Source organism: Variovorax sp. GW822-FHT04A09, from assembly GCF_058801005.1.
Window position 1 is genome coordinate 112,157 of sequence record NZ_JBXAMV010000001.1, and the last position, 23,638, is coordinate 135,794.

The window sequence follows — 23,638 nt, forward strand, 5'->3', positions numbered from 1 at the left end:
TCAGGCCTTCGCTGCCGCGGCGGGCACTGCCGTGCGGCGGATCCGGTTGCGCAGCGCGCCGATGCCCTGCGCCTCGAATTCGATGACATCGCCATCGCGCAGCAGCCGGCCGGTCTCCACGCCGCAGCCACCTTCGAAGGTGCCCGAGGCGAAGAGTTCGCCAGGGTGCAGCGTGCACGAGCGACTGGCATAGCTCACGATGTCCTCGAAGGTCAGCTGCATGTCGGCGGTGCTGCGGGTGGTCTGGACGAGGCCATTGAGCCTCGACTGCACCTGCAGCTGGTAGAGGTCGGGGATCTCGTCCAGCGTGGCGATGCAAGGGCCGATGGCGTAGGCGCCATCGAAGTCCTTGCTCTTGCCGGCCGGGCTGCCTTCAGCCACTTGCGTATCCCGCGCGGTGAAGTCGTTGAACAGCGTGACCCCGAAGATGTGGTCGCGTGCTCGCGACACGGGGATGTCCTTGCCACCCACGCCGATGACGACGGCCAGTTCGAGTTCGTAGTCCAGCGATTCGGCGAAACCCGGCCAGGCGATCTCGGCATCCGGCCCGGTCATGTTGAGCGGATTGCCGGTGTAGAAGCGAGGCACGGTGAACCAGTTCGGGGGCAGCTCGAGCGAGCCATCGGCTTGTGCGGCGGCCATGGCGGCCTCCGGGTCGGCCGACCGGGCGGCCAGTTGCTCGGCGCGTCGCCGCAGGAAGAACCTGGGGTGCTCGATCATGGTTCCCCAGTCCCGGATCAGCGGCGGATTGGGCAGCGGGGGAAGCAACGCGGCGCCGGCCAGGGAGTCTGCAGCGCCGCCGTGCTTGGCGATCTGCGCACGCGCAAGGTCCCAGGATGCAGGGCCTGCGCGCAGGAAAGCCAACGCAGAGCCGAAGGCCTCTTCGCCAGGGTGGCGAGCCGTGAGGTCCAGCACGCCGTCGACGCCGATGAGGGCACCGAGGCGAGGTGCGTCAAAGCCCTCACGCACAAAAGTCACGATACGCATTGAAGTCGCTCCTCAGTTGGACAGGAAGGCCACGGCACGGGCGGGGGCGGCGCTGGCGCGTGCCAGCTTCAACGGGAAGAAGCCGACGTGGAAGCCGCGAAGTGGCAAGGCACCGAGGTTGCACAGTTGCTGGACGATGAAGGCCTCCTTCTCGCGGATCGCCTTGTGGCCGTCCCACAGCTGCTGCTTGTCGCCCGTTTCCCTGAAGGCCTGGGCCATCACGGCGAAGGGACGGTCCCAGCCGACCGCATCCGTGCCGAGCACGGTGGCGCCTTGCTCCGACAGAAAGAGCGTGCCTTCGCGGCTCATCCCCGGGTACTGAAAGAAGGCCGGCTCGCCCAGGCGATATCGCTCCTGTCCGGTTCGGATCAGCACGGCGTCCCCGGGACGGATGGGCTCGCCCACTGCGGACAACGCCTGGCGAAGCGCATCGACCGGGATGGCCTGCCCAGGCTGCGCCCAAGGGCGCACATCGAGCACCTTGCCGGGGCAGAAGAGCTCGTTCAGTTCGACCTGGTCGATGGTGCGTGAGGTTCGCCCCTCGCAGGTCGATCCGCTATGCAGCGGTGCGTCCACGTGCGTGCCGCAATGCGACGACATGTCGTTGAGCACCTCCGAACCCCAACCCTCGCCGTCGGGCAGGTCATCGTGGCTGCAGCCGAAGAAGTGGCAGAAGCGATCTCGACCGTCCGGCGTCGCCGGGTGGGAGTAGTCCACCCGGGGCGCCACCACGCCCGCAGCGGCGGCCATGGCGGGAGGAAGCAGATCGCGGTCGTGCGGGTCCAGCGTCGAGGACAGATCGATCAATCTCATGAAGTCTCCTTTAAGTCATACGTGCGTATAAATATACAACTGTATGATTTCAAGGATTGGCTGTCAACGAACTTCACTACTCGCCACTTCCCTCATGCCCAAGCCCACCGCAGCGAAAACCGCCGTCTCTTCGAAGCGGCAGGCGCTTTCCGACACCACCGCAAACCAGATCCTCGACGCCGCCGAGGCCCTGTTTGCTGCACATGGCTACGGGGGCACCAGCATGCGAGCGATCGCGGAGCGGGCCAACGCCAACCTGGGAGCCTTCCACTACTACTGGGGATCGAAGCAGGCGTTGTGCAAGGCCGTGCTGGAGCGCCGCCTTGGGCCGGTGATGAAGGAGCGCAAGGAGCGCCTGGATGCATTCGAGGGTCGGAAGGTCCCCTTGCGAGACATCCTGCGGGCGTCCATGGCGCCCTCACTGCTTGTCGCGGGAGCCAGTGTCGAGGAGCGCGAGTCGTTCCGTGCGTTCTACGGCCGCATGTTGATGGACCCTGCCGATGAAGTGCATGCGCTGACAGCATCCATCGTGGACGACTTCGCGCGACGCTTCGTGGATGTCGTGAGCCACGAGCTTCCTCACTTGAGCAGCGAAGAGTTCTACTGGCGCGTCATCTTCGTCTACGGCGCATTCTTCTATGCGCACAGCACGCACACGCGGGTGCAGGCACTGTGGCCCGAGAAGTTGCAGCAGACCAGCATGGAGGCCGGCGTCGACTTCCTGGTGAGCTTCATCGAGGCCGGCCTCAAGGCAAAGCCGGCGCCCAGGTCCGCGGGTTGACGGGTCACCTGACAGACAAGCGTCTGGTGGGGGGCAGCACTGAGATACGTGATTCGAATGTTCCGGTCGCGCTGGCGGCCATGGCACTGCTCGTCCGAAACAAGAGGCCGGAGCGCCAATAACAGGACCCCTCACGAACACCGGCCGCAGTGATCGAGATCGAAAGCGACCCGATCAAATGACGCTCAGGAAATGCGACTTCGTTCTCTACGCCGCGTCTTCCGGCATGCCATCAGCACCAAATGCGACACCGCGCTCTTCCAGCTTCTCGCGCGCGGCGTGGTGCACCACGCCGCGTTTGCGCGTGTCGGACTCCAGCAGCCTGCGCAACGTGGCCGGGCTGACATTGGCATTGCGCACCACTTCCATGCGGACGCCCCAGAACTTGTCATTCGCAAAACGATCCAGGATCTCTTCGTCTGCATCCGGGTTCATGGCCGCCACGGCGCGTATGGCCTGATTGGGATCAGTCAAGAAGGGCTCGAGCTCAACCGCATTGGCCGCACCACTGGCAGCGGTGTAACGAAGCGCCTCTGCAGCTTTCTGTTCAGTTGTCTTTTTGACCATTGCACTCTCAAAGTGATGAAGCTCACCGAGCTTCTCATGCGCAATGGTTGATGCATCCGAATTCCGGCTGCCCGGGTCGGATATGCGGCCATGGATCCCGCAAGAATCCTCGCGACCTGTGGGGGATGAAACGACTTTTCTCCAGCTTTCGGCTCAAGCCGGCGACGATGGCCGGGATCATCGGCGCGTCGCCGCAATGCGGTCTACGACAGGCCGTTCTACGGACTTGCCCGCCGGGATCGTCCTTAAAGCAGACATCGGCGGCCCCGAGTCCGGCGGCGGAAATCGTTGCATGGCAGCCCCTCGCAAGGATGAGCTGCCGGATTGCGCCCAGCACGCTTCACCGCTTTCGGCGCGCTCTCAACAGCCGATAACTGGGTGTTCAACTTCTCCCGCTCGTGTCACAAGCATGAATTTGGCGTCCCCGGCGGTCACCCGAACTGCGGCAGTGGTAGGGCGTGCAGAATTCCACCAGCCTCAATTCTTTCCCGCTGAATCAGGTAGTACCGCGGCGGGTCACCCTGCCAAGAAGAAGGAAGAGCGCGGCGCGGGCTGATCAGCCGGGTCCGGCTTCAGCCACGCGCAACCGGTAGAGGCCGACGTCGACGAGCCCCGCGTGGAAGCCGGCCTCGCAGTAGGAGAGGTAGTAGGTCCACAAGCGCTTGAACGCGGCGTCGAAGCCGAGTGGCTCGATCTGCGGCCAGGCGGCGAGGAACCGGCGACGCCACTCTGCCAGGGTTCGCGCGTAGTCCTTGCCGAAGCAGCGAGAAGCCTCGATCACCAACCCTGCGCGTTGCGCCTGTTCCCGCAGCACGCGCGGACTGGGCAGCATGCCGCCGGGAAAGATGCAGTGCTGGATGAAATCGGTCCCCTGGCGGTAGCTGTCGAACTGCGCATCGGCGATCGTGATCGCCTGCAGCACCACCACGCCACCGGGCTTGAGGCGCTCGCGCAAGGTGGCGAAGTAGGTGGGCCAGTAGGCCTCGCCGACGGCCTCGATCATCTCGATGGACACGATGCGGTCGAACCGGCCCTGCACGTCGCGGTAGTCCTGCAGCCGCAGGTCGACCCGGTCGGCCACGCCCCAGTCCTGCGCGCGTTCGCGGGCGAAGGCCAGTTGCTCGCTCGACAGCGTGACGCCGGTGACGCGCGCTTCGTGCTGGCGGGCCAGGCTCGCAGCCAGCGTTCCCCAGCCGCAGCCGATCTCGAGCACGTCGCCCCCTTGCGGGGTGTCGAGCATGTCGGCGATGGCAGCGAGGCGGCGCGCCTGGGCGGCTTCCAGCGTGTCGTCGTCGGCGTCGCTGAACATCGCGCTCGAATACAGCATGCTGTCGTCCAGCCAGTGCCGGTAGAACGCGTTGCCCAGGTCGTAGTGGAACGCGATGTTGTGCCGGCTTCCGCGCCGGCTGTTGCTGTGGGTCAGGTGCCGCAGCCGCGCCGCCCAGCGCGCCAGCCCGCGCCCCTTGAGCAGCGATCCCCAGGCCGACTCGTTGGCCAGGCCGAATTCGAACAAGGCCAGCAGGTCCGGACTTTCCCACTCGCCATTGCGGAACGACAGGGCCAGGCCCAGATCGCCTTGCAGCGCCAGGCGCAGCAGAGGGCGCCAGCTCAGCAGGCGCAGGCTCGCGTGCGGCCCGGGTTCGCGGCCGACCACCTCGATGCACCGGCCGCCCGGAAGGCTCAAGGTCAGCCGGCCGAAACGCGTGCGGGCCAGCAGCCGGCGCAGCGGCGAGAAGACCGGAGCGGCATCGAGCGCGGGTGCGGAAGGTGTGGTCAGGCTCATGGGGTCTTGTTCGAAGGAACGATGGTGAGGTCGTGGTCGGGGGCCGCCGGTCGCGGATGCAGCGGCACGCGCTTGATCCACAGACGCAGGGCCTGCCAGTGGATGGCGGCCACCACCTTGAGGGTCAGCAACGGATGGGTGACGAACACGCGCAGCAGCGCCAGGTCGCTCAGGGGGACACGTTGGCCGTCGAGCCGCGCGTTGAGCACGGCGCCGGCCGCGTCGTGCACGCTGATGCCGACCGAGACCGCCTCGCCCGGCGGTGCGACGCGGAACCGGTAGTGCAGGTCCATGCCGTTGAAGGGGGAGACGTACATCTGCTTGTCGCAGTGCTGCTCGACGATGGGCGCGCCGTCGGCAGCGACCAGGATCAGGTAGCTGTGCCGTTGCCCGAAGGTGTTGTTGACCTCGTACAGCAACGCCTGCAGCGCGCCGCCGGGTGCATGGCAGAACCAGACGCTGAGCGGATTGAACACATGGCCGAGCAGCCGCGGCATGGCCAGCAGCCGGATCGCGCCGCCGGTCGGAAGGCCGGCCTCGCGCAGCCGCGCTTCCACCTGGACCCGCAGGTCGCGGCCCGAGCCGTCGCCATGGTCGGCGGCATGGAAGCTGAACAGGTTGAACCGGTCCACCGAGAAGCAGCGCAACCGGGCGTGCAACTGCGGCAGTTCGTCGATGTCGATCAGCAGGTTGTAGACCCGGTAGCTCAGCCGGTGCCGCTTCGGCCGCAACCGCTGGTGCATGACGCGTCCGATGTAGAGCGCCGAGCCTTCGTGCGCGTTCATGAGGCGACGGTCTGCGCGCCTTGCGGCAGATGGATGCGCCCGGACTCCTGCGCCACGCACCAGGGCCGGCGCACGCCGCCGAGCGCTTCGGCGACGGCCAGGCCGGCCTGCAATCCGTCCTCGTGGAAGCCGGCGCCGAAGTAGGCGCCGCAGAACCAGGTGCGGCGCTGGCCCTGCAGCAGCCACAGCTGGCGCTGCGCGGCCATGGCCGCGGCATCGAACAGCGGGTGGTCGTAGACCTCGGTGCGGATCAGGTGCTCGGGCCGCGGGTCGATCGCCGGGTTCAGGGTCAGGAACAGCGGCTCGGCCGCCGCGCCCTGCGGCAGGTGGGGCTGCAGGCGGTTCATCCAGTAGGTCACCGTCGGGGCCGCCCCGCTGCCGCGCGTGCCGAGGTAGTTCCAGCTCGACCACACGGCGCGCCGCGCCGGCATCAGGGCGGGGTCGCGGTGCAGCACGGCCAGGTTGCGGCTGTAGGGCAGGGCACCGAGCAGGGCCCGTTCGGCACCGGTGGGCGCGTCAAGCAGCGCCAGCGAGCGGTCCGCATGGGTGGCCAGGACCACCTGGTCGAAGCGCTCGGGCCACCAGCCAGCGCTCGTGCGAAGCCGCACACCCGCCGGCTCGCGATGCAGTTCGAGCACGGCCCGGTCCAGCTGGATGCGGTCGGCGAAAGGCTGGCTGAGGCGCCGCACGTATTCGCGGCTGCCGCCCACCACGGTGCGCCAGATGGGGCGGCCGCTGATCTGCAGAAGCCCATGGTTCTCGCAGAACCGCACAAAGGCGGCTACCGGATGGCGACCCACCTGCGCCGCTGGCGTGGACCAGATGGCCGCAGCCATGGGGTAGAGATGGTCGTCGCGAAACGCGCGGCCATAGCCGTGGGCATCCAGGTAGTCGTCGAGCGCCTGGTCGCCTGCGAGCTGCGCATCGCGCGGAGCCTCGCGGTAGAACCGCAGCAGGTCGCGCAGCATGGCCCAGAAGCGGGGGCGCGCCAGGTTGCGCTTTTGCGCGAACAGGCCGCGCAGGTCGGTGCCGGCGTATTCGAGCCCGCCAGCGTCCAGGCTCACTGCGAACGACATGTCCGAGGCCGCGGTCGGCACGGCCAGGTGCTGGAACAACGCGGTGAGGTTCGGGTACGCGGGCTCGTTGTAGACGATGAAGCCGGTGTCCACCGGCACCCGGCCTTCACGGCCCGGGGCGTCCACGGTATGGCTGTGGCCGCCCAGCCGGGGCTCGCTCTCGAACACCGTGACCTCGTGGCGCTGGGACAGCAGCCAGGCGCAGGACAGGCCCGAGATGCCGGTGCCGACGACGGCGATGCGCTGGCCGCCGGGCACCGAAGCAGGCATCGGCAAGGCGGCAGGCGGGGCGAGAAGAGGCAGCATGGGGAGCCTTTGGCGAGTCTTGCTGCCCTGTACGCAGAAAACGGCCATTTGGATTGCCCGCGTGTCGCTGCGATGATCCGAATGCCGCTCCTTTGCGTATGACAGGACATGGCCGTTGCTCCCGATCCGTCCAACCCCAGTGCGGGCACTCCGGTGCCCCGCAGTCGCCGAGCGTCCATCTTGACCGTGGTCTCCCCCGATTCCCAGCCGTCTCCCCGCGCCGACGATCTCTGGGCCCAGGCGATGGTGGCTGTGGCGCAGCGGCAGGACCGGGACGCGTTCGCGCAGCTGTTCTCGCATTTCGCGCCGCGCATCAAGCACTACCTGATGCACAGCGGCAGCCCGGCCATCCAGGCCGAGGAACTGGCCCAGGAAGCCCTGGTCACCGTCTGGCGCAAGGCCGCGCTGTTCGATCCGGCCCGGGCGGCCGCCACGACCTGGATCTTCGCCATCGCGCGGAACCTGCGTGTGGACGCGCTGCGGCGGCGCCAGGGCGTGCAGTCGTCTGAAGACGTGTTCGACTTCGACCTGCTCCAGTCGGACGACCCGGCCGTCGAAGACCAACTGCACGACGCGCGCCTGAGCGAACGGCTGCGCGGCGCGCTGCGCCAGCTTCCGCCCGAGCAGCAGCAGGTGCTGCACCTTTCCTATTTTGAAGACGCGCCGCATGCCCGCATCGCAGCCCAGCTGCGCATTCCGCTGGGCACGGTGAAGTCGCGCGTGCGCCTGGCGGTCGCCCAACTGCGCCGTCTGCTGGAACATTGACGATGGACATCCGACACCACCCCGACGACGACCTGCTGCTGGCCGGGTCCTCCGGCCACTTGCCGGCTGGCATGCGACTGGTCCTGGCCAGCCACCTGGAACTGTGCCCGCTGTGCCGTGAGCGCGCGCGCGCACTCGATGCCGTGGGCGGTATCCTGCTCGACGGCCTGGAGGCGGCCCCGATGGCCGACGACGCGCTGGCGCGCACCTGGGCCCGGATCGATGCGCACGAAGGCGCTGAACCCGCTCGCGTGCGGGTCAGCGCGCCCCCGCCGCTGCCGCCCGGTGCGCGCTGGCCGCGCGCGCTCGCTCATTGCAGTGCCACGCCCTGGCGCTGGATCGGCCCCGGCATGCGCTGGAGCCGTGTGACCGTGCCCGAGGCCCCGGAGGCCAACGTCTTTCTTCTGCGCATCGCGGCCGGCAAGTACCTGCCGCAGCACACGCACCAGGGGCAGGAGTTCACCCAGGTGCTGCACGGCCGCTTCCACGATGGCCGGGCCTTGTTCGGCGCCGGCGATTTCGATGCGGCCGATGCCGAGATCAACCACCAGCCGGTGGTCCAGGACGGCAGCGAGTGCATCTGCCTCGCCTCGCTGGACGGCCGGCTGCGCTTCGACGGGGCTATTGCGCGCTTCTTCGGCGCGCTGGTCGGGATGTGAGGCGCACCGCGACCCACGCCGACACGCCGCTCACGGCCGTGCCCCATGCCAGGTCGGCGGCCGTGACGGCCCAGGGCCAGTCGCGCAGCGTGGCCTGGTTCGTCAGGTCATAGGTCGCGTAGGCCACGAGCCCGAGCAGCGCGCCGCGACGCAACGCGACGGCGGGCTCGCCGGCCTCCAGTGCCGGCGCGATCGCCAAGACGACCAGGCCGACCAGGTAGAGCGCATAGAACAGCGCCGCCGCCGTCCAGTCCACCTGCGGCGCCATCAGCGCACCGAGCGCGGGCTGGTACAGGCGCGGTCCCATGACCGACAGCCAGACGGCGTCCAGCACCAGAAAACACACGAGCGCCCACAGGTAGGCAGCGAGCAAGGTACGCGGGGAGGGCTTCATGGGGTGGTCCGTGCAGGAGAGGTCAGTCGGTAGCTCAATTGGCGATCGCCCTTGGTGTCAGCGTCGAGCCCGATCCAGCGTCCGCTGTCGGCGGCATACCAGATGCGGATGCGCTGCTGCGCCGCCTGCAGTCGCCAGCCGCGCGCCCGCACGGGCTGACCGCGGACCTCGAGGGTCGCATCGGGCAGCGGCTCGAAGCGGACCGGCTCGACCTTGCCCGTCTGGGGATCGATCAGGCGCTGTTGTTTCACCAGCCGGGGATTCCAGTAGGCAAAGCTCATCGGGCAGTCGCCGTCGAAGCGCTGCGCGATCTGCTGGCGGGTGCCGTCGTCGTCGGTCTCGGCGCGCAGCTCACGCAGGCAGTCGCCGGCCCAGCGCTCCTCGGCCTGGTGCCGGTAGCGGTAGACCGGGATGCCGAGCATGCGCACGGTGAACAGGGCACGACTGTCGACGCTGCGCGTCGCCGCCGTGCCGCCGACGACAAAGCGATGGGTCCCGATCGGCTTGCCATCGAGCATGGCGGTGAAGTGCCATTCGCCCGCTTCCTCGTCACCTTCCTGTGCCAAGGCCAGGCAGGTCGCCAGTGCCAGCATCAGCCCCAAGGCCCGGTGCTTCATGGACGGGCGCCACGCCGCGGCGGCCAGGGGATGAAGGCACTGGTGCGTGCCGCGTAGGTGCGGTAGGCGGGCCGGCGCTCGGCGATGTCGTGCTCCAGCAGCGTCACGCCCGACACCTTGAGCAGCAGGACGGTGATCAGCAGCGGAGACACAAGGCACCACGCCATCGCCCATCCGCCCGCTGACAGCGCTGCCAACCCGAGGCCCCACCAGACGCAGGCCTCGCCGAAGTAGTTGGGGTGGCGCGACCAGGCCCAGAGGCCGCGGTCCATCACCGCATCCTCGCGGCGCGGGTTGCGCAGGAAGCGGGCGAGCTGGGCGTCGGCCACGGCCTCGAAGACCACACCGCCGCCGGCCAGCAGCAGGGCCAGCACGTCCAGCCAGGACAGGGGCGACGGGTGCGCGAACGCGGCCAGCAGCGGCCAGCCGACGATCCATGCCAACACCGCCTGGAGCCCGAACACGAGGTAAAGGCTTTTCAGGCCGAAGTGTGGTTCGTTGCGCGCACGCATGGCCTGGTAGCGGCGGTCTTCGCCGTGGCCCCAGTTGCGACGCCCGATGTGCAGCGCCAGCCGGCAAGCCCATATCAGCAGCAGCCCGAGCATCCAGATGCTGCGAGCGTCGAGCGCGCGGGCATGGGCGCCGGCGTAGGCCAGGGCCGGCGCCGCGATCATCAGGGGCCAGATCCGGTCCGCCAGGCTGGCGTCGCGCACCACGACGCTGAACACCCAGACCGGCAACGCCAGGCCGAGGGCGATCGCCAGACCCAGGCATGCGAGCGACAGCATCACCGTTTCTCGAACAGGTAGTGACCGACCCACCACTGGCCGCCCTCGGCGTAGCCGAACAGCTCTTCCACCGAAATGAAGAAGAGCCGCCAGCGGGTCCACCACACCGGCGCGTCGCGCTCTCCGTAGACGGCGGCCAGCAGGGGCATGAGGGTGACCCGCCGGGCGTCCATGCGCGCCAGCCAGGCGGCCGAGGTCCGCGCGTAGTGGCGGCCATCCCAGCGCCAGCGGTGCAGCAGGCGCAAGTCGTCCTGGCAGCGCAGGGCGAGATCGTCGCTCGGCATCATGCCGCCGGAGAAGAAGTGGCGGCTCATCCAGTCGCTGGCATCGCGCTCCTCGAACGGGTAGGGCGCTTCGCGGTGAACGAAGACGTGCATGAAGAACCGCCCCTGCGGTTTCAACCAGCGGGCCACATGCGAAAAGGCGCGCGGCCAGTTGCGCAGGTGCTCGAACATCTCCACCGACACCACCCGGTCGAAGCGCTCGCCGGTCTCGAAATCATTGAAATCGCAGGTGATCACCTCGAGGTTGCCCAGGCCGCGTGCGGCGGCCTCGGCCGTGATGAACAGCCGCTGCGAGTGCGAATTGGAGACCGCCGTGATGCGGGAGCGTGGGAAGTGTTCGGCCATCCACAGGCTCAGCGAGCCCCAGCCGCAGCCCAGCTCCAGAATGCGCAGCCCGTCTTCCAGGCCGGCGCGGGCGCAGGTCTCGGCCAGGGCCGCCGCCTCAGCCTGCTCGAGCGTCTGCACTCCTTCAGGCCACCAGCAGCAGCTGTACTTCCGATGGGGGCCCAGCACGCCTGTGAAGAACTCGGCGGGCAGTTCGTAGTGCTGCTCGTTGGCTTTTTCGGGCAGCAGGGCCAACGGTGCCTCCTGCAGTCCGTCGAAAAATGCCTCCGAACGCAGGGCGACGGCTTCCGGGTCGCCGCTGTCCAGCTCGACCAAGCGCAGGCGCAGCAGCCGCCGCACGCCCAGCCGAACGGCGCCGTCGGGCACCAAGCCTTGTTCAACCCAATGGATGGCAGTGGAGGTGCTCGAGGCTTGGGGCATGGCAGTGGGTGCAGGAGGAGAGTCTCTTCTTCCTACGCCAGGCCGGCCGCAATGGATCACTGTTCGTCGGCTTCAGCGCATGGGGACTGAGGCGACGGTGCGAAGTACGGCGGTCGGACACTTGGCGGCGCTACAGGCCAGGCCCACTATCTCTGGACAAACTGGACATGCACCGCAAGAGCTGCGAAGCGGACGTAGCTGTGCACACGGCTCCCGGCGTCAAGAGAGGGCTGAGCCCGCGCCTACGTTGATTTCACGAGGCTTGATGTATCGGCGCGTGGCGCGACCGGCCGACGATCCGGATCGCAGACGCAGGGGCCGTCTGAATCGCCGGATGGGCGGGCAGGTGCAAACCCTGGGTGAACGGCTAGACCACGCCCCGGAACAAGGGCAGGCAGGCCATTGCAAGCTGTTTGACGTGGCGGTCGTCGGTGCCGCAGCAACCGCCCATGACATTGAGGCGCTTCAACCGGTGCATCTTGAGCGCGGCATAGGCCTGCCCCAACGCCACCGGGTCGCCCGCATCCAGTTCGGGCGCCTCGTTCAACTCGACATGGCTCATCCTGGAGGCGTTCGCGCGCAGACCGCGAATCCGCTCGGCCCACGGCGCGTCGCCATGCACCACCTGCTGGAAGTGGCTGGGGTGGGCGCAGTTGATCATGAAGTAGGCCGGATAACCCGCGGTGGCGCCGTCCACCTGCTGGATGGCGTCCGCCAGGGACTGCCCCGTCGGCAGCCTGCCATCGGTCTCCACCGTGAAGGAAATGACGACGGGCATGCTCGCCTGCTTTGCGGCCAGCGCGATCCCCGACGCCTCCTCGACATAGTTCATGGTGATGGCGGTCACCAGGTCGGCCGCGGTGCCGGCGAAGGTCTCGACCTGCGCACGATGGTAGTCCTGCGCTTCGCGCACCGACATGGCACGGTCCGGGACATAGCCGTCGCCGCGAGGTCCAAGGCATCCGCTGATGACGATCGGCGTCCGGCGGGTCTGGTAGGCATCGCGGATGTCCTCCAGCAGACCCACCAGCTGCCGGTCGACCGCCGCGAGCTCCTCGGGGCCGTAGCCCAGCCTGTTCCCCCAGTCTGGATTGGACCGCCAGGTTGCGGTTTCCAGAATCAGCCCGACGTCGAAGCTTCTGGCCAGCGCCGCGTAGGTCCGGAAATACTTCCGCAGCACTCTTTCGCCTTCCGGCGTTCGGAGCAGGTGAAAGGCGGCAAAGTCGGGAAGTTCCTGCCCCTCCAGAAAGATCAGGGTGGTCTCTATGCCGCCGTCGGTCATGAAGAAATCATCGCCGAGCTGCGGCAATGCGCTCCTGTAGGTTGCCATCGCTGACTCCTCTCATTCGGGTGTCCGAATGGCCGCCGCCGCCAAGGCGTCGGGCCCGCGAAGCGGATGATGACAGTGAGCGCCTCGCGGGCCAAGTGCCTGGCCGGCGGCGCGCCTTCCTCCCTCTTCAGGCTTCGGCTGTCGAGCAACTGCCGGTGACGGTCACTCGAAGCCTGACGGAGGGGCTGGAGTTCACGGAGTGATCTCTCCGGATCGGATGGCCATGCGAACAGCTCCGGCTGTCGTCGTGGCCCTCAAACGTCGGCGGACACGCCGCAGGTGATTCTCGATGTTGCGTTCGGAAAGGCCCATGCTGGATGCCGGCTTCCGCCTGCCGCTTTCCGGCAGCCATCCAGCGCATGACCGTTTGTTCGCGCGGAGTCAGGCGATGCTCGAACCGCTGAGCCTTTCCGGTCGACGCCTGCACCCGGCGGCTCCGTGCAACGGCGTCAGGTCGTTCGGCGCTTCACATTCGGAACCAAGGCCTTGATCACCGCGTCGGCCATCCGATGAAGAGACGGCGCGTTCTGATAAACCCGCTCCATCACTGCCAGGCCTCGGGTGAATGTGATGACAACCTGCGCGGTTTCCTTGGGGGACAGCGAAAGCTGTGCCGACATGTCTCCCTTCGACATGGCGGCTGAGACGACGCCCTGGAGCTCGTCGAGCAACTGACGCAGCCGCTCCTGGATGCGCGGCCCTGCACCATCGACCTCCGTTGCCGTCTTCGTGGTGAGACAGCCCCGAGGCGGAACGCCTTGCGTCATGTTGGCGATCGCGACCTTGAAGAAGGCGCGCAACGCCGTCTCTGCACGGGGTTTGTCGAGGGCTGTGCGCGCGTTGTCCAGAAACCTGGTGGCGTACGCCTCGAAGGCCAGCAAGAACAGCTCCTCCTTGCCGCCATAGGCGTGATAGAGCGAACCGCGCTGCACATCGGCGGCCTCTGCCAGATCGGCCATGGACGTGGCCCGCCAGCCTTTTTGCCAGAACACGTCCAGCACGGCGTCCAGCACCTTGGCCTCATCGAACTGCCTGACTCCTGCCATGAGAAATCCTCGCGCTTTCTATTTTTGACAACGAAGTCAAACTTGACAATACTGTCAATGATAGTCCGTCCGTCACGCAGGCGATGCCCGCGGCGCCAGGCAAGACACTCGCATCGCTTTGAAGGAACCCATTCCGATGACTCGGCTTTCTGCCTCACCGCCAGTTTCCCAGCTCGGCATCGATCGTCGATGGGTGGGTGTGCTGTTCGGACTCGCTTCGGCCCTGATCTGGGGCGCCTTTCCGGTCGTGACTCGCTTCGGGCTGACTCACACGGCATTGGACGTCTACGACATCACCTGCATCCGGTACACGGTCTCGGGCGTGATGCTGCTGCCGTTTCTCGTACGACGAGGTCTCATGGGGCTGAGCTGGACCGCCATCGCGCTCATGACCGCCGGCATTGGCGCGCCCTACATGCTGGTGGTCGCCTTCGGCCTCGGCATGGCGCCGGTGGAGCAGTTCGCCGTGGTCACGCCTGGCAGCATGATCCTGTTCTCGGCGCTCATCAGCGCCTGGGGACTCGGCGCCAGGCTCTCGCGCAGGGAGACGGCGGGCATTGCGCTGATCATCCTCGGGGTCGCGTTGGTCGGCTTCCACAACTTCAGCGCCGTCCGCTCCTCGCCGTGGGCCTACCTGATCTTCCTGCTGGGCGGGCTGCTGTGGGCCATCTACACGGTCTCGTCCAAGCAGTTCTCTGCATCGGCGCTGCACGCCACCGCCATCGTTTCGGTGTTCTCGATGATCATCTACCTGCCCGCCTACCTCGCGACGCGCGGGCTGCACCTGTTGCAAGCGCCGCTGGGCGACATCGGTGTGCAGGCGTTCTATCAGGGGGTCATGGTCTCCACGGTGGCCTTGTTCTTTTTCAGCAAGTCCGTCCAAATTCTGGGCGCAGCCGTCGGTGCCACGTTCGCTGCACTCGTTCCCGGCGCAGCGACGCTGCTCGCCCTGCTGGTCCTTGACGAGCGGCCCAGCGCCACAGCCATTGCGGGGCTTGTCATCGTCACAGGGGGCATGACGGCGATGCTGATACAGCAACGTCGATCCTCGTCCCCCGTTGAATCCAGAGGACATTGAGTCCCTGAACCCGGCAATTTCCGTCGAGGCGTTTCTGCATCGAAGGGCGCAGCTGCCTCCGTGCTTCATTCATCGAACAGGCGGCGCATCCGCGAGGCCGTGGAGCAGCACCGTCCAGTGCTGGAGTCGGGCCATGGCGGCCTCGCGGCCTCTCTGCGCCGCTTGTGGACCGCTACCGTCGTCGGCCAGCGCGATCAGTTCGTGGGCAGCCGTCGTCACGGCCCGCGCGAAGTCCTCGGTGTGGCCTCGCCACACCACGATGCGATGGTGCAGGCCCATTTGCGCGGCGCGCTGCGCATTGATCGCCTGCTCGGGCTGGTCGGTCAGGAGCAGCAGGATCGGCTTGCGGTACACCGCCGCGACCGACAGCGCCGCCATGCCGGGCGCGGAGACGATGAAGGCGCTGCGTGCGGCCCGCTCGATCCAGTGCTCGTCCTGCGCGTGCCAGCCCGCGCGCTGCGCATAGCCTTCGCCGACGAGGTGCGCCGGCGCGCGGGCATCGGCCAGCCCGCGTTCCAGGCCATCGGCCAGTGCGGCTTCCTTGAAATGCGGGTTGAGGTACACGGCGGCCTGCGGTGCGAGGTCGTCGTGCGCTTCCGTGTCGACGCCCACTACGGCCACCGGCGTGGCGAGCCGGTGGCCGCCGCGTCCGTCGGGCTGCGGCTCGCCGTAGGCGAAATCGTGCGCGACGCGCGCGCGGCTGCGGTCGATCTGCCACGCGACGATGCGGCCGAAGATGTTCGCCATCCACGCCGGCATGCGCCCGCTGAAGTTGGTCTGCAGCGCATGCCGCAGGCTCGCGCCATACACATGCACCACCTTGCGCCGCCAGCCCGGCATCCAGCCCATGAACAGCAGCGCGGGGTGGAAGGAGTCGTTCACCACCAGGTCCGCATCGCGGAACCACGCGCGCAGCCGAAGGATGTCGCGCAGCATGCGCTCCGGGCGGAACACGTAGTGCGCCACGTTGCGGTCGGTTTCGCGGCGCAGCATGTTCTGCTCGCGGTCGAACTGCACCGCGTAGTGGCGCGAGAGCACCGGCGCCTCGATGCCGAAGCCGGCAAGAAAGCGCGCGCCTTCATCGGAGGTGGTGAGCACCTGCACGCTGGCGCCCGCGGCGCGCAGCGAATGCGTGAGCAGCTGCGCGCGCATCAGGTGGCCGCGCGCGTCCGCCGTCGCAAGGTAGACGATGCGCGGCGGCATCGACGGACTCAGGCCGCCACCGGCCGCGCACGGCCGGGGCGCAGGCGCAAGGCCACGCCCGCGAGGTACATGCCCAGCGCGCCGGTGATGCCGAAGCCGCGCTCGGTGTCGCGCACCTCGCGCATCAGCTGCGCGAGCCGTGCTTCCTCATGCGGCGCCACGCAGCGCTGCAGCGTGTGGCTGCACAGGCGGATGTGGCGGTCTTCGTCGGCCAGCACGCGTGTGAGCAACGGGTGCAGCGCGTGCCGCGGTCCGATCAGCGCGCAGTGGCGCTGCAGGATGCGCGAGGCCATCTGCTCGGCGGCGAGGCCGATCGCATACGCCGGCACGAGGCCACCGTGCGCGAAGTGCGGTGCATGGCGCTGGATGAGGCGCTGCCAGCGCGCGAGCTTGCGTTGGCTCAGCCAGTCGGGCTGCGGTGCCTCTTCCGGTGATGCGGCCGCCTGCGCGGTGCCGCCGCGCGCGACGATGGCGTCGGCGAAGAGCCGCGCATGCAGTTGCTCGTCGGCCAGGTGCTGGTCGAGCTGGCGCGTGAGCCACTCGGGCGCGTTGGTGCGCAGCTCGCGCTGCAGCGCCTGCTCGGACGATTCCTCGCCGATCAGATAAAGGCGCAACAACATCACTTCACCGGCGCGGCTCGCATGCATCTGGCGCAACGCGGCGCGCTTGATGTGGTGCACCAGCCGGGCCTGCAGCGCCGGCCAGCCACGCAATTGCGGCGGTGCGAGGCAGTCGAACGCCGCGTTCGCCGGGGCGGTGTCAGCGTCCATCGGCTTTTTTGGCCACCGGGGTCTGCGGCTGCAGTTGCTGCCAACCGAGCACGAGGCCGATGAAACTGCCTTGGAGGAAGGCGCGCGCCGATGCATCGGCACCGGCGAACTCGCGCTGCTGGCCGTCGTAGCGCACGTAGCCCTTGCCGCCCGCGGCACCGAGCACCAGCTTCTCGTTCTTGTGGAAGCCACGCTGCATCAGCGGCAGCAGCAGCGACTGCGATTCGAGGCCGTAGAGGAACAGGTCGCGCTGCACCACCTGGCGCGGAATCTGCCCGCTCAGCGCCTGCAGCTCGAGCGACCAGTCGCCTTGCCGCATCGCCTCGGACAGCTCGCCGCCCTTGGCCGCAGGCGCGTGGAAATGCGCGCGCGCCACCGACTTGGAGGCACGGCTCAAGCCCAGTCCGACGGTGATGTCCGCATCGGTGGCGCCGCCTTTGCGGTTGTCCCGCACCTGCACGAACTCGTTGGCGAGCCGCGCGGCGATCGAAGGCCTGGAGAGTGTCTCGGCGATCTGCGCCGGCGTGAGCACCACGCGCTCGGCGCCGCCTTCGATCACCACGACCTGGTACGGGTCGATGCGGATGTCGCTGAACTCGCCACCGACGGGCGAGTGCGCATGGCTGCTCACCGACCACTCGTTGCCTGAGCGGCTCAGCAACGCATGGAAGGTCAGCGGCACGCGCTGGCCACTGTGGCGCGACTGGCCGGAGCCTTGCAGCAGCACGTCGCCCACGATGGTCTTGCGGCCGTAGCTGCGCGGGTTCGCAAAGCGCAGGGTGTGCGCCGTGCTGTCGAGTGCGGCGCGCGTGTCGGCGTCGTCGAGGGCGAGGCGGTTGCACTCGTTCGCAGGGCCTGCGAGCGCGGAGAAGGGGCAGCCGCTGTCGGACTTGAAGTTGAAGACGCCGCGCCCGGTGAAGTCGGCGGCGCCTGCCGTGGCGCATGCGCCGGCCAGCACGAGAAGGCTGAAGATGTTTTTCTTGTTCATGTCGGGCGATGGTAGGACAGCGCCTGCGCATCCGCGTTCGTGCGGCCCGTCGTGTGCAGGCCGATGCCGCGCGCGAGGGCGCCCAGCATGTCGATGGCCGAGAAGCCCACGATCAGCGCCACGCCCGCGAGCCAGCGCAGGCCGCGCAGGGGAGGCAGGTCCTGGTGGTTGAGCGCGCGCACGCTGAAACCCAGCCGCGTGAACAGCACGCACAGCGGCCCGATCGGCCCGCTCTTCGCGAGCCACTGCCAGCGCGCCGACACGTAGCTGCGCAGCAGGTGCGGCGTGAGCGAATACGTGTCCTGCCCGCGCATCCAGCGCAGCTTGAGCGCCTCGGCGCGCGTGTCGGGCAGGCGGTGCTCGGTGTGGGCCGCGGCCGCGTAGTGGATGGGAACGTTCGCCGCCTTCAGCCGCATGCCGAGCACCTGGCAGTGCGCGCGGTAGACACCGTCGAGCGCCTGGTAGCTGTGCTGCTCGAACACGTCGCGGCGAAAGGCCACGTTGTTCGCGTAGAAGTTGCTCGTCGCGCCCGCGTGGTCGGCGTTGGGAAAGTACATGAAGTCGATGGTCGTGAGCGCGGTGCCCACGATGCTGGCCGCGTAGCTCGTGCGGCCGGCCACCACCGCGGGCGCGTCGGCGCCGCGCGTGAAGGGCGTGAGCATCTGCAGCAGCCAGTCGTCGTCGGGCAGGCAATCGGCATCGGCGAACACCACGTGGTCGCAGCGCGCCGCATCGGCGGCCGCGAAGCCGACGTTCTTGGCGTCGTAGTAGCCGGTGGCGGCGTCGATGCGCACGAAATCGACGGGGCGGCCCGCCAGCGCCGTGACGGCCTCGCACGATGCGGCGCTCAGTCCGTCGTGCGTGATGACCACCTGGGCCAGGGCCGTGATCGGCAGCTTCTGCTTGGCCAACAGGGCGACCAGGCGCTGCAGGCTGGTGCTTGCGGCGGCTTCGGCATCCGCTCCGCCGCGCAGGTTGTTGGTCTCCAGGACCAGCGCGCAACGCGCGGCAACGTGATCGGGCATCATCGAATTTTCCTGTCGGGACATTGTTTTGAAGGCTTGCATCCTGCTTTTATCTCACAACCGCCGCCGCTGCCAGTGCCTGAAGGGAAGGGCTTGCGCATGAAGCTCGCCATCTTCGGCGCCGGTTATGTGGGCCTCAGCTTCGCCGCCTGCATGGCCGAAGCGGGGCACGAGGTGCTGTGCGCGGACGCCGATGCCGCCCGCATCGAAGGGCTGCAGCAGGGCCGGATGCCGCTGCACGAGCCGGGGCTGGAGGCGCTGGTGGCCGCAGGCCTCTCGGCGGGGAAGCTGCGCTTCACGGCCGACGAGCGCGCCGCGAGCCTGCATGGCGACGTGCTCTTCATCGTGGTCAACACGCCAGCCGATGCGCAAGGCGATGTCGACCTGCGGCATGTGATGGCCGTGGCCCGCAGCATCGGCCAGCACCGGGACCGCGACGCCGTGGTCGTCTGCAAGTCCACCGCGCCGGTCGGTACCGCGGAGCAGGTCGAGGCCGTGCTGCGCGCGGCGCTTTCGCAGCGCGGTGCGGCACATCGTGTCGCGGTGGCCGTGAACCCCGAGTTCCTGCGCGAGGGCTCGGCCGTGCGCGACTGCCGCCAGCCCGACCGTGTGGTGATCGGCGCCGCCGACCCCGCGGCCATCGACTTGCTGACACGGCTCTACGAACCCTTCGTGCGCGATCCCGCGAAGCAGCTGCTGGTGATGGACCGGCGCTCCGCCGAGCTCACCAAGTACGCCGCCAACGCGATGCTCGCGACCCGCATCAGCTTCATGAACGAGATGGCGCGCGTGGCCGAGCATGCGGGCGCCGACATCGAGATGGTGCGCCGCGGCATCGGCTCGGACCGGCGCATCGGCCCCGACTTCCTGCAAGCCGGCGCGGGCTATGGCGGCTCGTGCCTGGCGAAGGACGTGCGGGCGCTGCGGCATGCGGCCGATCGCGAGGGGCAGCCGCTGCTCCTCCTCGCGGCCGTCGAGGCGGCGAACCATGAGCAGAAGGGACGCCTCTTCGACCTGATGACGCATCACTTCGAAGGCCGCATCGCGAACAAGACCATCGCCCTCTGGGGCCTGGCCTTCAAGCCCGACACCGACGACATGCGCGATGCGCCGAGCCTCGTGCTGCTGGAGCGCTTGTGGGCGGCGGGCGCGCACGTGCGGGTGCACGACCCGGCGGCGATGCCGAATGCGCGCGCCATCGTCGGCGAGCGCGCCGATGTGCGCTGGTGCGACACGCCCGAAGACGCATTGCGGGGCGCCGACGTGCTGGCGCTCGTGACCGAATGGCCCGCGTTTCGTCGCCCCGATCTGGCGCGCATCGCCAGCACATTGAAGGCGCCCGCGATCTTCGACGGCCGCAACCTCTACAACGCCGCCGAGGTCGAAGCCGCCGGCATCGCGTACTACGGCATCGGGCGCGGGCGGTCAGTGCGGCGCTGAATCGTCGTCAGCAGCATGCCGGTCACTCGCCGGCTTTTGATCCATTGAAAACGTCAACCCCATGTCGGAACGAATCGAACTGAAGCTTGATTGGACAAGAGAACAGGTCCGGCAACTGGCCGCAAACGGCGAGGTGTCCATCCTGCAATTTGCCGCCGCACAGGAGGTACCGCCTTCGCTGCTGGAAATCCTGAACGAGGATCTCTTCAGGCATCGGCCGGACATCACATGGCGGATGTATGGAAGCTACGCGCGTGTGTGCGATCTTTCTTGCCTGAGGCTCATGCCCCATGTCGAAAGGTTGAGCCTCGACTGCCTCACTCGGGTCAGCAATGCGCATGCCGTAGAGGCCTTGCCGAAGCTGAAGGAGTTCGTCTTTGATGTGTACGAGGCAGATTCGCTGGATGTGTTGAACGCAGTGCCCACAGACCTGCAAAGACTCAGAATCGGCAAGACGAAAACGAAGAAGACCGATCTTTTCGGGCTGGAGCGCTTTTCCCATCTGAGGCAACTCGTTGTTGCAGGCCACACGCGAGGCCTCGAGGTGATTGGAAAGCTGTCGACCTTGAATGAGGTGTCCCTCATGGGGATGCCTCTGTCGAACCTGGTCTTTCTACGGCATCTGCCCCACCTGCATACGCTTCAACTGGGATTCGGAAGCGCGCAAAACCTGGACACGCTTGCGGGCCTGGACGCCCTGAGACACCTGGCACTGCTGCGGATCAAGGATTTGTCGGACCTGTCGGTCGTCAGCCAACTGGAGGCACTGCAAAGGTTGACCGCGCAAGATCAGCCACACCTTGCCAGCTTGCCCTCGTTGGCTGCGCTCGAGGATCTGGCGCTGATCGCCCTCAACAACGTGGGGCTGAAGGACCTGAGCTGGGTGGCCTCCGCACCGGTGCTCGAAAGCCTGGCCATGTTTCAGATGCCAACGCTGGTGCACGGTGACATCCAGAGTCTCCTGCGTCAGCCCGGCCCTCTGAGGCGCCTGATGGTGGGATTGAAAAGCGCCCGCGAGCACAAGCTCGCGCGGCAGGCGATCGAGGATTCAGGCCTGTGGGACGATGGCGGATGGTGGCGGTGACATCGCGACCCTTGGCGTGGTCGTCGCATTGAACTGCGAGGTGACGTCTGTACTCATCAATTCGGAGACGGCCTGCATGAGCATGGCCGCACTGACCGGCTTGGGCACCCCCACTCGCATATTCGGGCCAGCGCTCATTCCTGGCGCGCGTGGCTTTGGCGCACGGCTTGCAGATACCCGTCCAATGCAAGCAGGACCTCCTGAACCATGACGTCCGCGCTCGGCAACACGGCGCTCACCAGCAGCGTCTGCTTCACCAAAGCATCGACGACGGTGTAGGCGCCGAAGGCCACACGCGCATCGTGCAGCCCTTCGGGCCAGTCCACCGCGCACGTCAGTGCCTTGCCGAAGAGGTTGACGTTGTGCTGGTACAGGCGGTTGTAGACGAGCTGCGGCGAGACGCGGCGCTCGATGGAGCTCAGCACCCGCCAGCGTCCGCCGCCCTCGAGCATCGTGTGCACCTGGGTCTGCGCCAGCAGACGCGTGATCTCGCGCAGCGTGCGTTGGCCTTCCGCCTGGACGACCTCGTCCACCGCGCTCGACAGCGCCGTCGAGAGCTTGCGCACCCAGGTGCGCACGGTCATGGCCGCGACCGCTTCCTTGCCGGGGAAGTACTGGTAGACGCTGCCGACGCTCACGCCGGCCACGTTGGCGATGTCGCGCATCGACGTCTTCTCGTAGCCCTTTTCCAGCAGCAGGAGCACGAAGGCGTCCTGGATGGCGATGGACGTCATCCATGCGCGTGACTGGGAGGGCTTGCGTCGGGGTTTGAGGGCGGTCGTCATGGCTGAAAAGCGAACACCGGGACGGCGCACGCAAGGAGGAGGGCCTCGTTGCAGAGGGAAATCAAGGCCTCGGGGCGCGTCCCGAAAACTGAACATGCCTGCCCGGTCGATTTCCTAGACTTCTTCCAACCAAAGGCAGCCGGTGGCCGCGAGCCCCGAACCTCACTTCAACCCAAGGCCAACGCGCGCACTCGTCATTCTTGCATGTCACCTCCTGCGTCCTACAAAGCTCCATTGCGCGAACTGCGCTTCGTCCTGAACGACCTGCTCGGCATCGATGAAGAACTGACGACGCTTCGTCCCGCCGACGTCCCGCACCGCCTCGCGAGGGCGAAGGGAGACCCGGCGCGAGGCGTTCGCCCCGCACCATGACCACCATCTTCATCGACGAAAGCGGCCACAGCGGCGACATGGTCGACAGCGGCACGGGCTACGACTTCAAGCGGCAACCCTACTTCGCATTGGCGGGCGTCGGGCTTCAGGATGAAGAGGAGTGGGACGAACGCATCCAGGCCTTGCGCGATCGCCATCGCATTCCCTCGGGCAAACGCGATGCCCGATCGCTGGCATCCAGGCCGGAGTTCTCCGCGGCCGTGATCCACGCCTTGCTCGACCGGCGGGCCCCGCTTTTTGTGGAGCTGGTCGACAAGCGCTACTTCATCTGCAGCTGCATCACGTCGTTCCAGCTGTTGCCGTCCTGCCTCGGCTACCCCGAGTCGATGCGGCTCGAATTCCTCAGGAACGCCGTCGCGGATTTCCTGCACGCCCATGCCGATGCGCAGGTGCTGGACAGCTTCGTCGCGTCCTGCCTGACGCCGGAGGCTGGAACACTTCACGCATCGTTTGCCAGCCTGCGCGATCTGGCCACGCAAACCGCCGAGGAGGAGGAAGAGGCCGCGGCGCAGATCGCCAAGGGGTTCGGTCGCATCGTCGAAGCGGCGAACACCGAGTACCACGCGCTGAGTGGGGTCCAGCATCAGCCCTGGCTGGAGTTTCTTCCGCCTTCCGAGCTCAACACGTCGTCGACGCAGGCCTGGACGCTGCCGAACCTGACGTCGTTCATGCGCATCTACGCGCGGATCCACCTCTACTACCGGCACTGCTTGGCCGATGTCCGGCTGGTGCACGACCAGAATTTCGAGGTGCAGCGCATCCTGGGGCAGGGGAAGGCCGCTGCCGAAGGCGCGGACCGTGCGATGGAACTGCTGTGCACGCCCCCGTCCGACCACCGCTTCGAAGAAGTGGCCGCCCTCGATTTCAGGCAGTCGCACGAAGCGGCGGGCGTGCAGATGGCCGAGGTGGTGGCGGGCGCCACGATGCGCTTCTTTCGTGACCTGCACGCAGGCACCGGCGTGTGCCCCGCGCTGCGCGAGGCCATGATGCGGCTGATCTCCGAAGGGGACGAGCGCACGGGGTACGGCCTCAAGCAGGTGGTGCCGACCCGCCAGGCTCGCATCGGTGCCGAAGAGGCGTGGGCCTGACTGGACGATCGCGTTTCGTCGACCGCCGACGCGGAACC

Annotated in this window: 25 protein-coding genes; 7 read left to right on the forward strand and 18 right to left on the reverse strand. The window is 67.6% G+C overall.

The genetic code is table 11. The features are described 5' to 3' along the window. Together AC1RLW_RS00475 and AC1RLW_RS00480 are read right to left on the reverse strand one after the other, a co-directional pair. Complete coding sequence (locus tag AC1RLW_RS00475) at nt 1–987, reverse strand: fumarylacetoacetate hydrolase family protein (RefSeq protein WP_493191885.1); 987 nt, start codon at nt 985–987, stop codon at nt 1–3. Between the two features lie 12 nt (nt 988–999). Continuing rightward, the gene (locus AC1RLW_RS00480) at nt 1,000–1,800 is read right to left on the reverse strand and encodes a cyclase family protein (RefSeq protein ID WP_493191886.1); all 801 of its coding nucleotides are present in this window, start codon (nt 1,798–1,800) and stop codon (nt 1,000–1,002) included. A gap of 94 nt (nt 1,801–1,894) precedes the next feature. Between AC1RLW_RS00480 and AC1RLW_RS00485 the strand changes: the two genes are divergently transcribed. Then, a complete protein-coding gene (locus AC1RLW_RS00485; protein ID WP_157755140.1) occupies nt 1,895–2,581 on the forward strand; it encodes a TetR/AcrR family transcriptional regulator in 687 nt (228 codons plus the stop codon). 207 nt (nt 2,582–2,788) lie between these two features. On the opposite strand, the gene AC1RLW_RS00490 is transcribed toward AC1RLW_RS00485, so the two are convergent. The 4 genes from AC1RLW_RS00490 to AC1RLW_RS00505 form a co-directional block, all read right to left on the reverse strand. Beyond that, complete coding sequence (locus AC1RLW_RS00490; protein ID WP_493191887.1) at nt 2,789–3,148, reverse strand: hypothetical protein; 360 nt, start codon at nt 3,146–3,148, stop codon at nt 2,789–2,791. A gap of 556 nt (nt 3,149–3,704) precedes the next feature. Then, on the reverse strand, nt 3,705–4,931 hold the full coding sequence (locus tag AC1RLW_RS00495) for a class I SAM-dependent methyltransferase (RefSeq protein WP_493191888.1): 1,227 nt from the start codon (nt 4,929–4,931) through the stop codon (nt 3,705–3,707). Further along, complete coding sequence (locus AC1RLW_RS00500) at nt 4,928–5,716, reverse strand: DUF1365 domain-containing protein (RefSeq protein WP_493191889.1); 789 nt, start codon at nt 5,714–5,716, stop codon at nt 4,928–4,930. Before AC1RLW_RS00500 ends, AC1RLW_RS00495 begins: the two co-directional genes overlap by 4 nt. Continuing rightward, a complete protein-coding gene (locus AC1RLW_RS00505) occupies nt 5,713–7,098 on the reverse strand; it encodes an NAD(P)/FAD-dependent oxidoreductase (protein ID WP_493191890.1) in 1,386 nt (461 codons plus the stop codon). The genes AC1RLW_RS00500 and AC1RLW_RS00505 overlap by 4 nt, the downstream gene beginning before the upstream one ends. Nucleotides 7,099–7,284: 186 nt before the next feature. On the opposite strand from AC1RLW_RS00505, the gene AC1RLW_RS00510 reads away from it, so the two are divergent. Both AC1RLW_RS00510 and AC1RLW_RS00515 read left to right on the forward strand, forming a co-directional pair. After that, nucleotides 7,285–7,863: a sigma-70 family RNA polymerase sigma factor gene (locus AC1RLW_RS00510; protein ID WP_493191891.1), complete on the forward strand. Its 579-nt coding sequence runs from the start codon at nt 7,285–7,287 to the stop codon at nt 7,861–7,863. A 2-nt stretch (nt 7,864–7,865) separates the two neighbouring features. Further along, nucleotides 7,866–8,522 carry a ChrR family anti-sigma-E factor gene (locus AC1RLW_RS00515; RefSeq protein ID WP_493191892.1) on the forward strand — a complete coding sequence of 219 codons (657 nt, stop codon included), beginning with the start codon at nt 7,866–7,868 and terminating at the stop codon, nt 8,520–8,522. Here AC1RLW_RS00515 and AC1RLW_RS00520 read toward each other — a convergent pair. From AC1RLW_RS00520 to AC1RLW_RS00550, 7 genes are all read right to left on the reverse strand, one after another. Next, nucleotides 8,485–8,916 carry a DUF2177 family protein gene (locus AC1RLW_RS00520; RefSeq protein ID WP_493191893.1) on the reverse strand — a complete coding sequence of 144 codons (432 nt, stop codon included), beginning with the start codon at nt 8,914–8,916 and terminating at the stop codon, nt 8,485–8,487. The two genes, AC1RLW_RS00515 and AC1RLW_RS00520, sit on opposite strands and share 38 nt — an antisense overlap. Continuing rightward, nucleotides 8,913–9,533: a DUF6134 family protein gene (locus AC1RLW_RS00525; RefSeq protein ID WP_493191894.1), complete on the reverse strand. Its 621-nt coding sequence runs from the start codon at nt 9,531–9,533 to the stop codon at nt 8,913–8,915. Before AC1RLW_RS00525 ends, AC1RLW_RS00520 begins: the two co-directional genes overlap by 4 nt. Further along, nucleotides 9,530–10,321: a DUF1295 domain-containing protein gene (locus AC1RLW_RS00530; protein WP_493191895.1), complete on the reverse strand. Its 792-nt coding sequence runs from the start codon at nt 10,319–10,321 to the stop codon at nt 9,530–9,532. Before AC1RLW_RS00530 ends, AC1RLW_RS00525 begins: the two co-directional genes overlap by 4 nt. Further along, a complete protein-coding gene (locus AC1RLW_RS00535) occupies nt 10,321–11,370 on the reverse strand; it encodes an SAM-dependent methyltransferase (RefSeq protein ID WP_493191896.1) in 1,050 nt (349 codons plus the stop codon). The genes AC1RLW_RS00530 and AC1RLW_RS00535 overlap by 1 nt, the downstream gene beginning before the upstream one ends. A 367-nt stretch (nt 11,371–11,737) precedes the next feature. After that, entirely contained in the window at nt 11,738–12,700 is a 963-nt protein-coding gene (locus tag AC1RLW_RS00540) for a homocysteine S-methyltransferase family protein (RefSeq protein ID WP_493191897.1), read from the reverse strand. Nucleotides 12,701–12,892: 192 nt separating this feature from the next. After that, nucleotides 12,893–13,012, reverse strand: coding sequence for a hypothetical protein (locus AC1RLW_RS00545; RefSeq protein ID WP_493191898.1), 120 nt, complete (start codon nt 13,010–13,012; stop codon nt 12,893–12,895). Nucleotides 13,013–13,149: 137 nt separating this feature from the next. After that, a complete protein-coding gene (locus AC1RLW_RS00550) occupies nt 13,150–13,746 on the reverse strand; it encodes a TetR/AcrR family transcriptional regulator (RefSeq protein ID WP_493191899.1) in 597 nt (198 codons plus the stop codon). Nucleotides 13,747–13,882: 136 nt separating this feature from the next. Between AC1RLW_RS00550 and AC1RLW_RS00555 the strand changes: the two genes are divergently transcribed. Continuing rightward, nucleotides 13,883–14,824: a DMT family transporter gene (locus tag AC1RLW_RS00555; RefSeq protein WP_493191900.1), complete on the forward strand. Its 942-nt coding sequence runs from the start codon at nt 13,883–13,885 to the stop codon at nt 14,822–14,824. Nucleotides 14,825–14,893: 69 nt separating this feature from the next. Here the strand turns inward: AC1RLW_RS00555 and AC1RLW_RS00560 are convergent, their stop codons facing one another. The 4 genes from AC1RLW_RS00560 to AC1RLW_RS00575 are packed head-to-tail and all read right to left on the reverse strand — an operon-like array spanning nt 14,894 to nt 18,813. Further along, nucleotides 14,894–16,027, reverse strand: a complete 1,134-nt coding sequence (locus AC1RLW_RS00560; protein WP_493191901.1) for a glycosyltransferase family protein — start codon at nt 16,025–16,027, stop codon at nt 14,894–14,896. A gap of 8 nt (nt 16,028–16,035) precedes the next feature. Beyond that, nucleotides 16,036–16,797 (reverse strand): hypothetical protein, encoded by a 762-nt coding sequence (locus tag AC1RLW_RS00565; protein WP_493191902.1) that lies wholly within the window; start codon nt 16,795–16,797, stop codon nt 16,036–16,038. Then, nucleotides 16,787–17,785: a hypothetical protein gene (locus AC1RLW_RS00570; RefSeq protein ID WP_493191903.1), complete on the reverse strand. Its 999-nt coding sequence runs from the start codon at nt 17,783–17,785 to the stop codon at nt 16,787–16,789. The genes AC1RLW_RS00565 and AC1RLW_RS00570 overlap by 11 nt, the downstream gene beginning before the upstream one ends. Continuing rightward, nucleotides 17,782–18,813, reverse strand: a complete 1,032-nt coding sequence (locus AC1RLW_RS00575; RefSeq protein ID WP_493191904.1) for a glycosyltransferase family 2 protein — start codon at nt 18,811–18,813, stop codon at nt 17,782–17,784. The genes AC1RLW_RS00570 and AC1RLW_RS00575 overlap by 4 nt, the downstream gene beginning before the upstream one ends. 96 nt (nt 18,814–18,909) lie before the next feature. Here AC1RLW_RS00575 and AC1RLW_RS00580 point away from each other — a divergent pair, with 96 nt between their 5' ends. Then, complete coding sequence (locus AC1RLW_RS00580) at nt 18,910–20,250, forward strand: UDP-glucose dehydrogenase family protein (protein WP_493191905.1); 1,341 nt, start codon at nt 18,910–18,912, stop codon at nt 20,248–20,250. 61 nt (nt 20,251–20,311) lie between these two features. Next, on the forward strand, nt 20,312–21,334 hold the full coding sequence (locus AC1RLW_RS00585; RefSeq protein ID WP_493191906.1) for a leucine-rich repeat domain-containing protein: 1,023 nt from the start codon (nt 20,312–20,314) through the stop codon (nt 21,332–21,334). Nucleotides 21,335–21,468: 134 nt separating this feature from the next. On the opposite strand, the gene AC1RLW_RS00590 is transcribed toward AC1RLW_RS00585, so the two are convergent. After that, entirely contained in the window at nt 21,469–22,068 is a 600-nt protein-coding gene (locus tag AC1RLW_RS00590) for a TetR/AcrR family transcriptional regulator (protein WP_493191907.1), read from the reverse strand. 419 nt (nt 22,069–22,487) lie between these two features. On the opposite strand from AC1RLW_RS00590, the gene AC1RLW_RS00595 reads away from it, so the two are divergent. Further along, entirely contained in the window at nt 22,488–23,600 is a 1,113-nt protein-coding gene (locus AC1RLW_RS00595; RefSeq protein WP_493191908.1) for a DUF3800 domain-containing protein, read from the forward strand. Nucleotides 23,601–23,638: the final 38 nt, after the last annotated feature.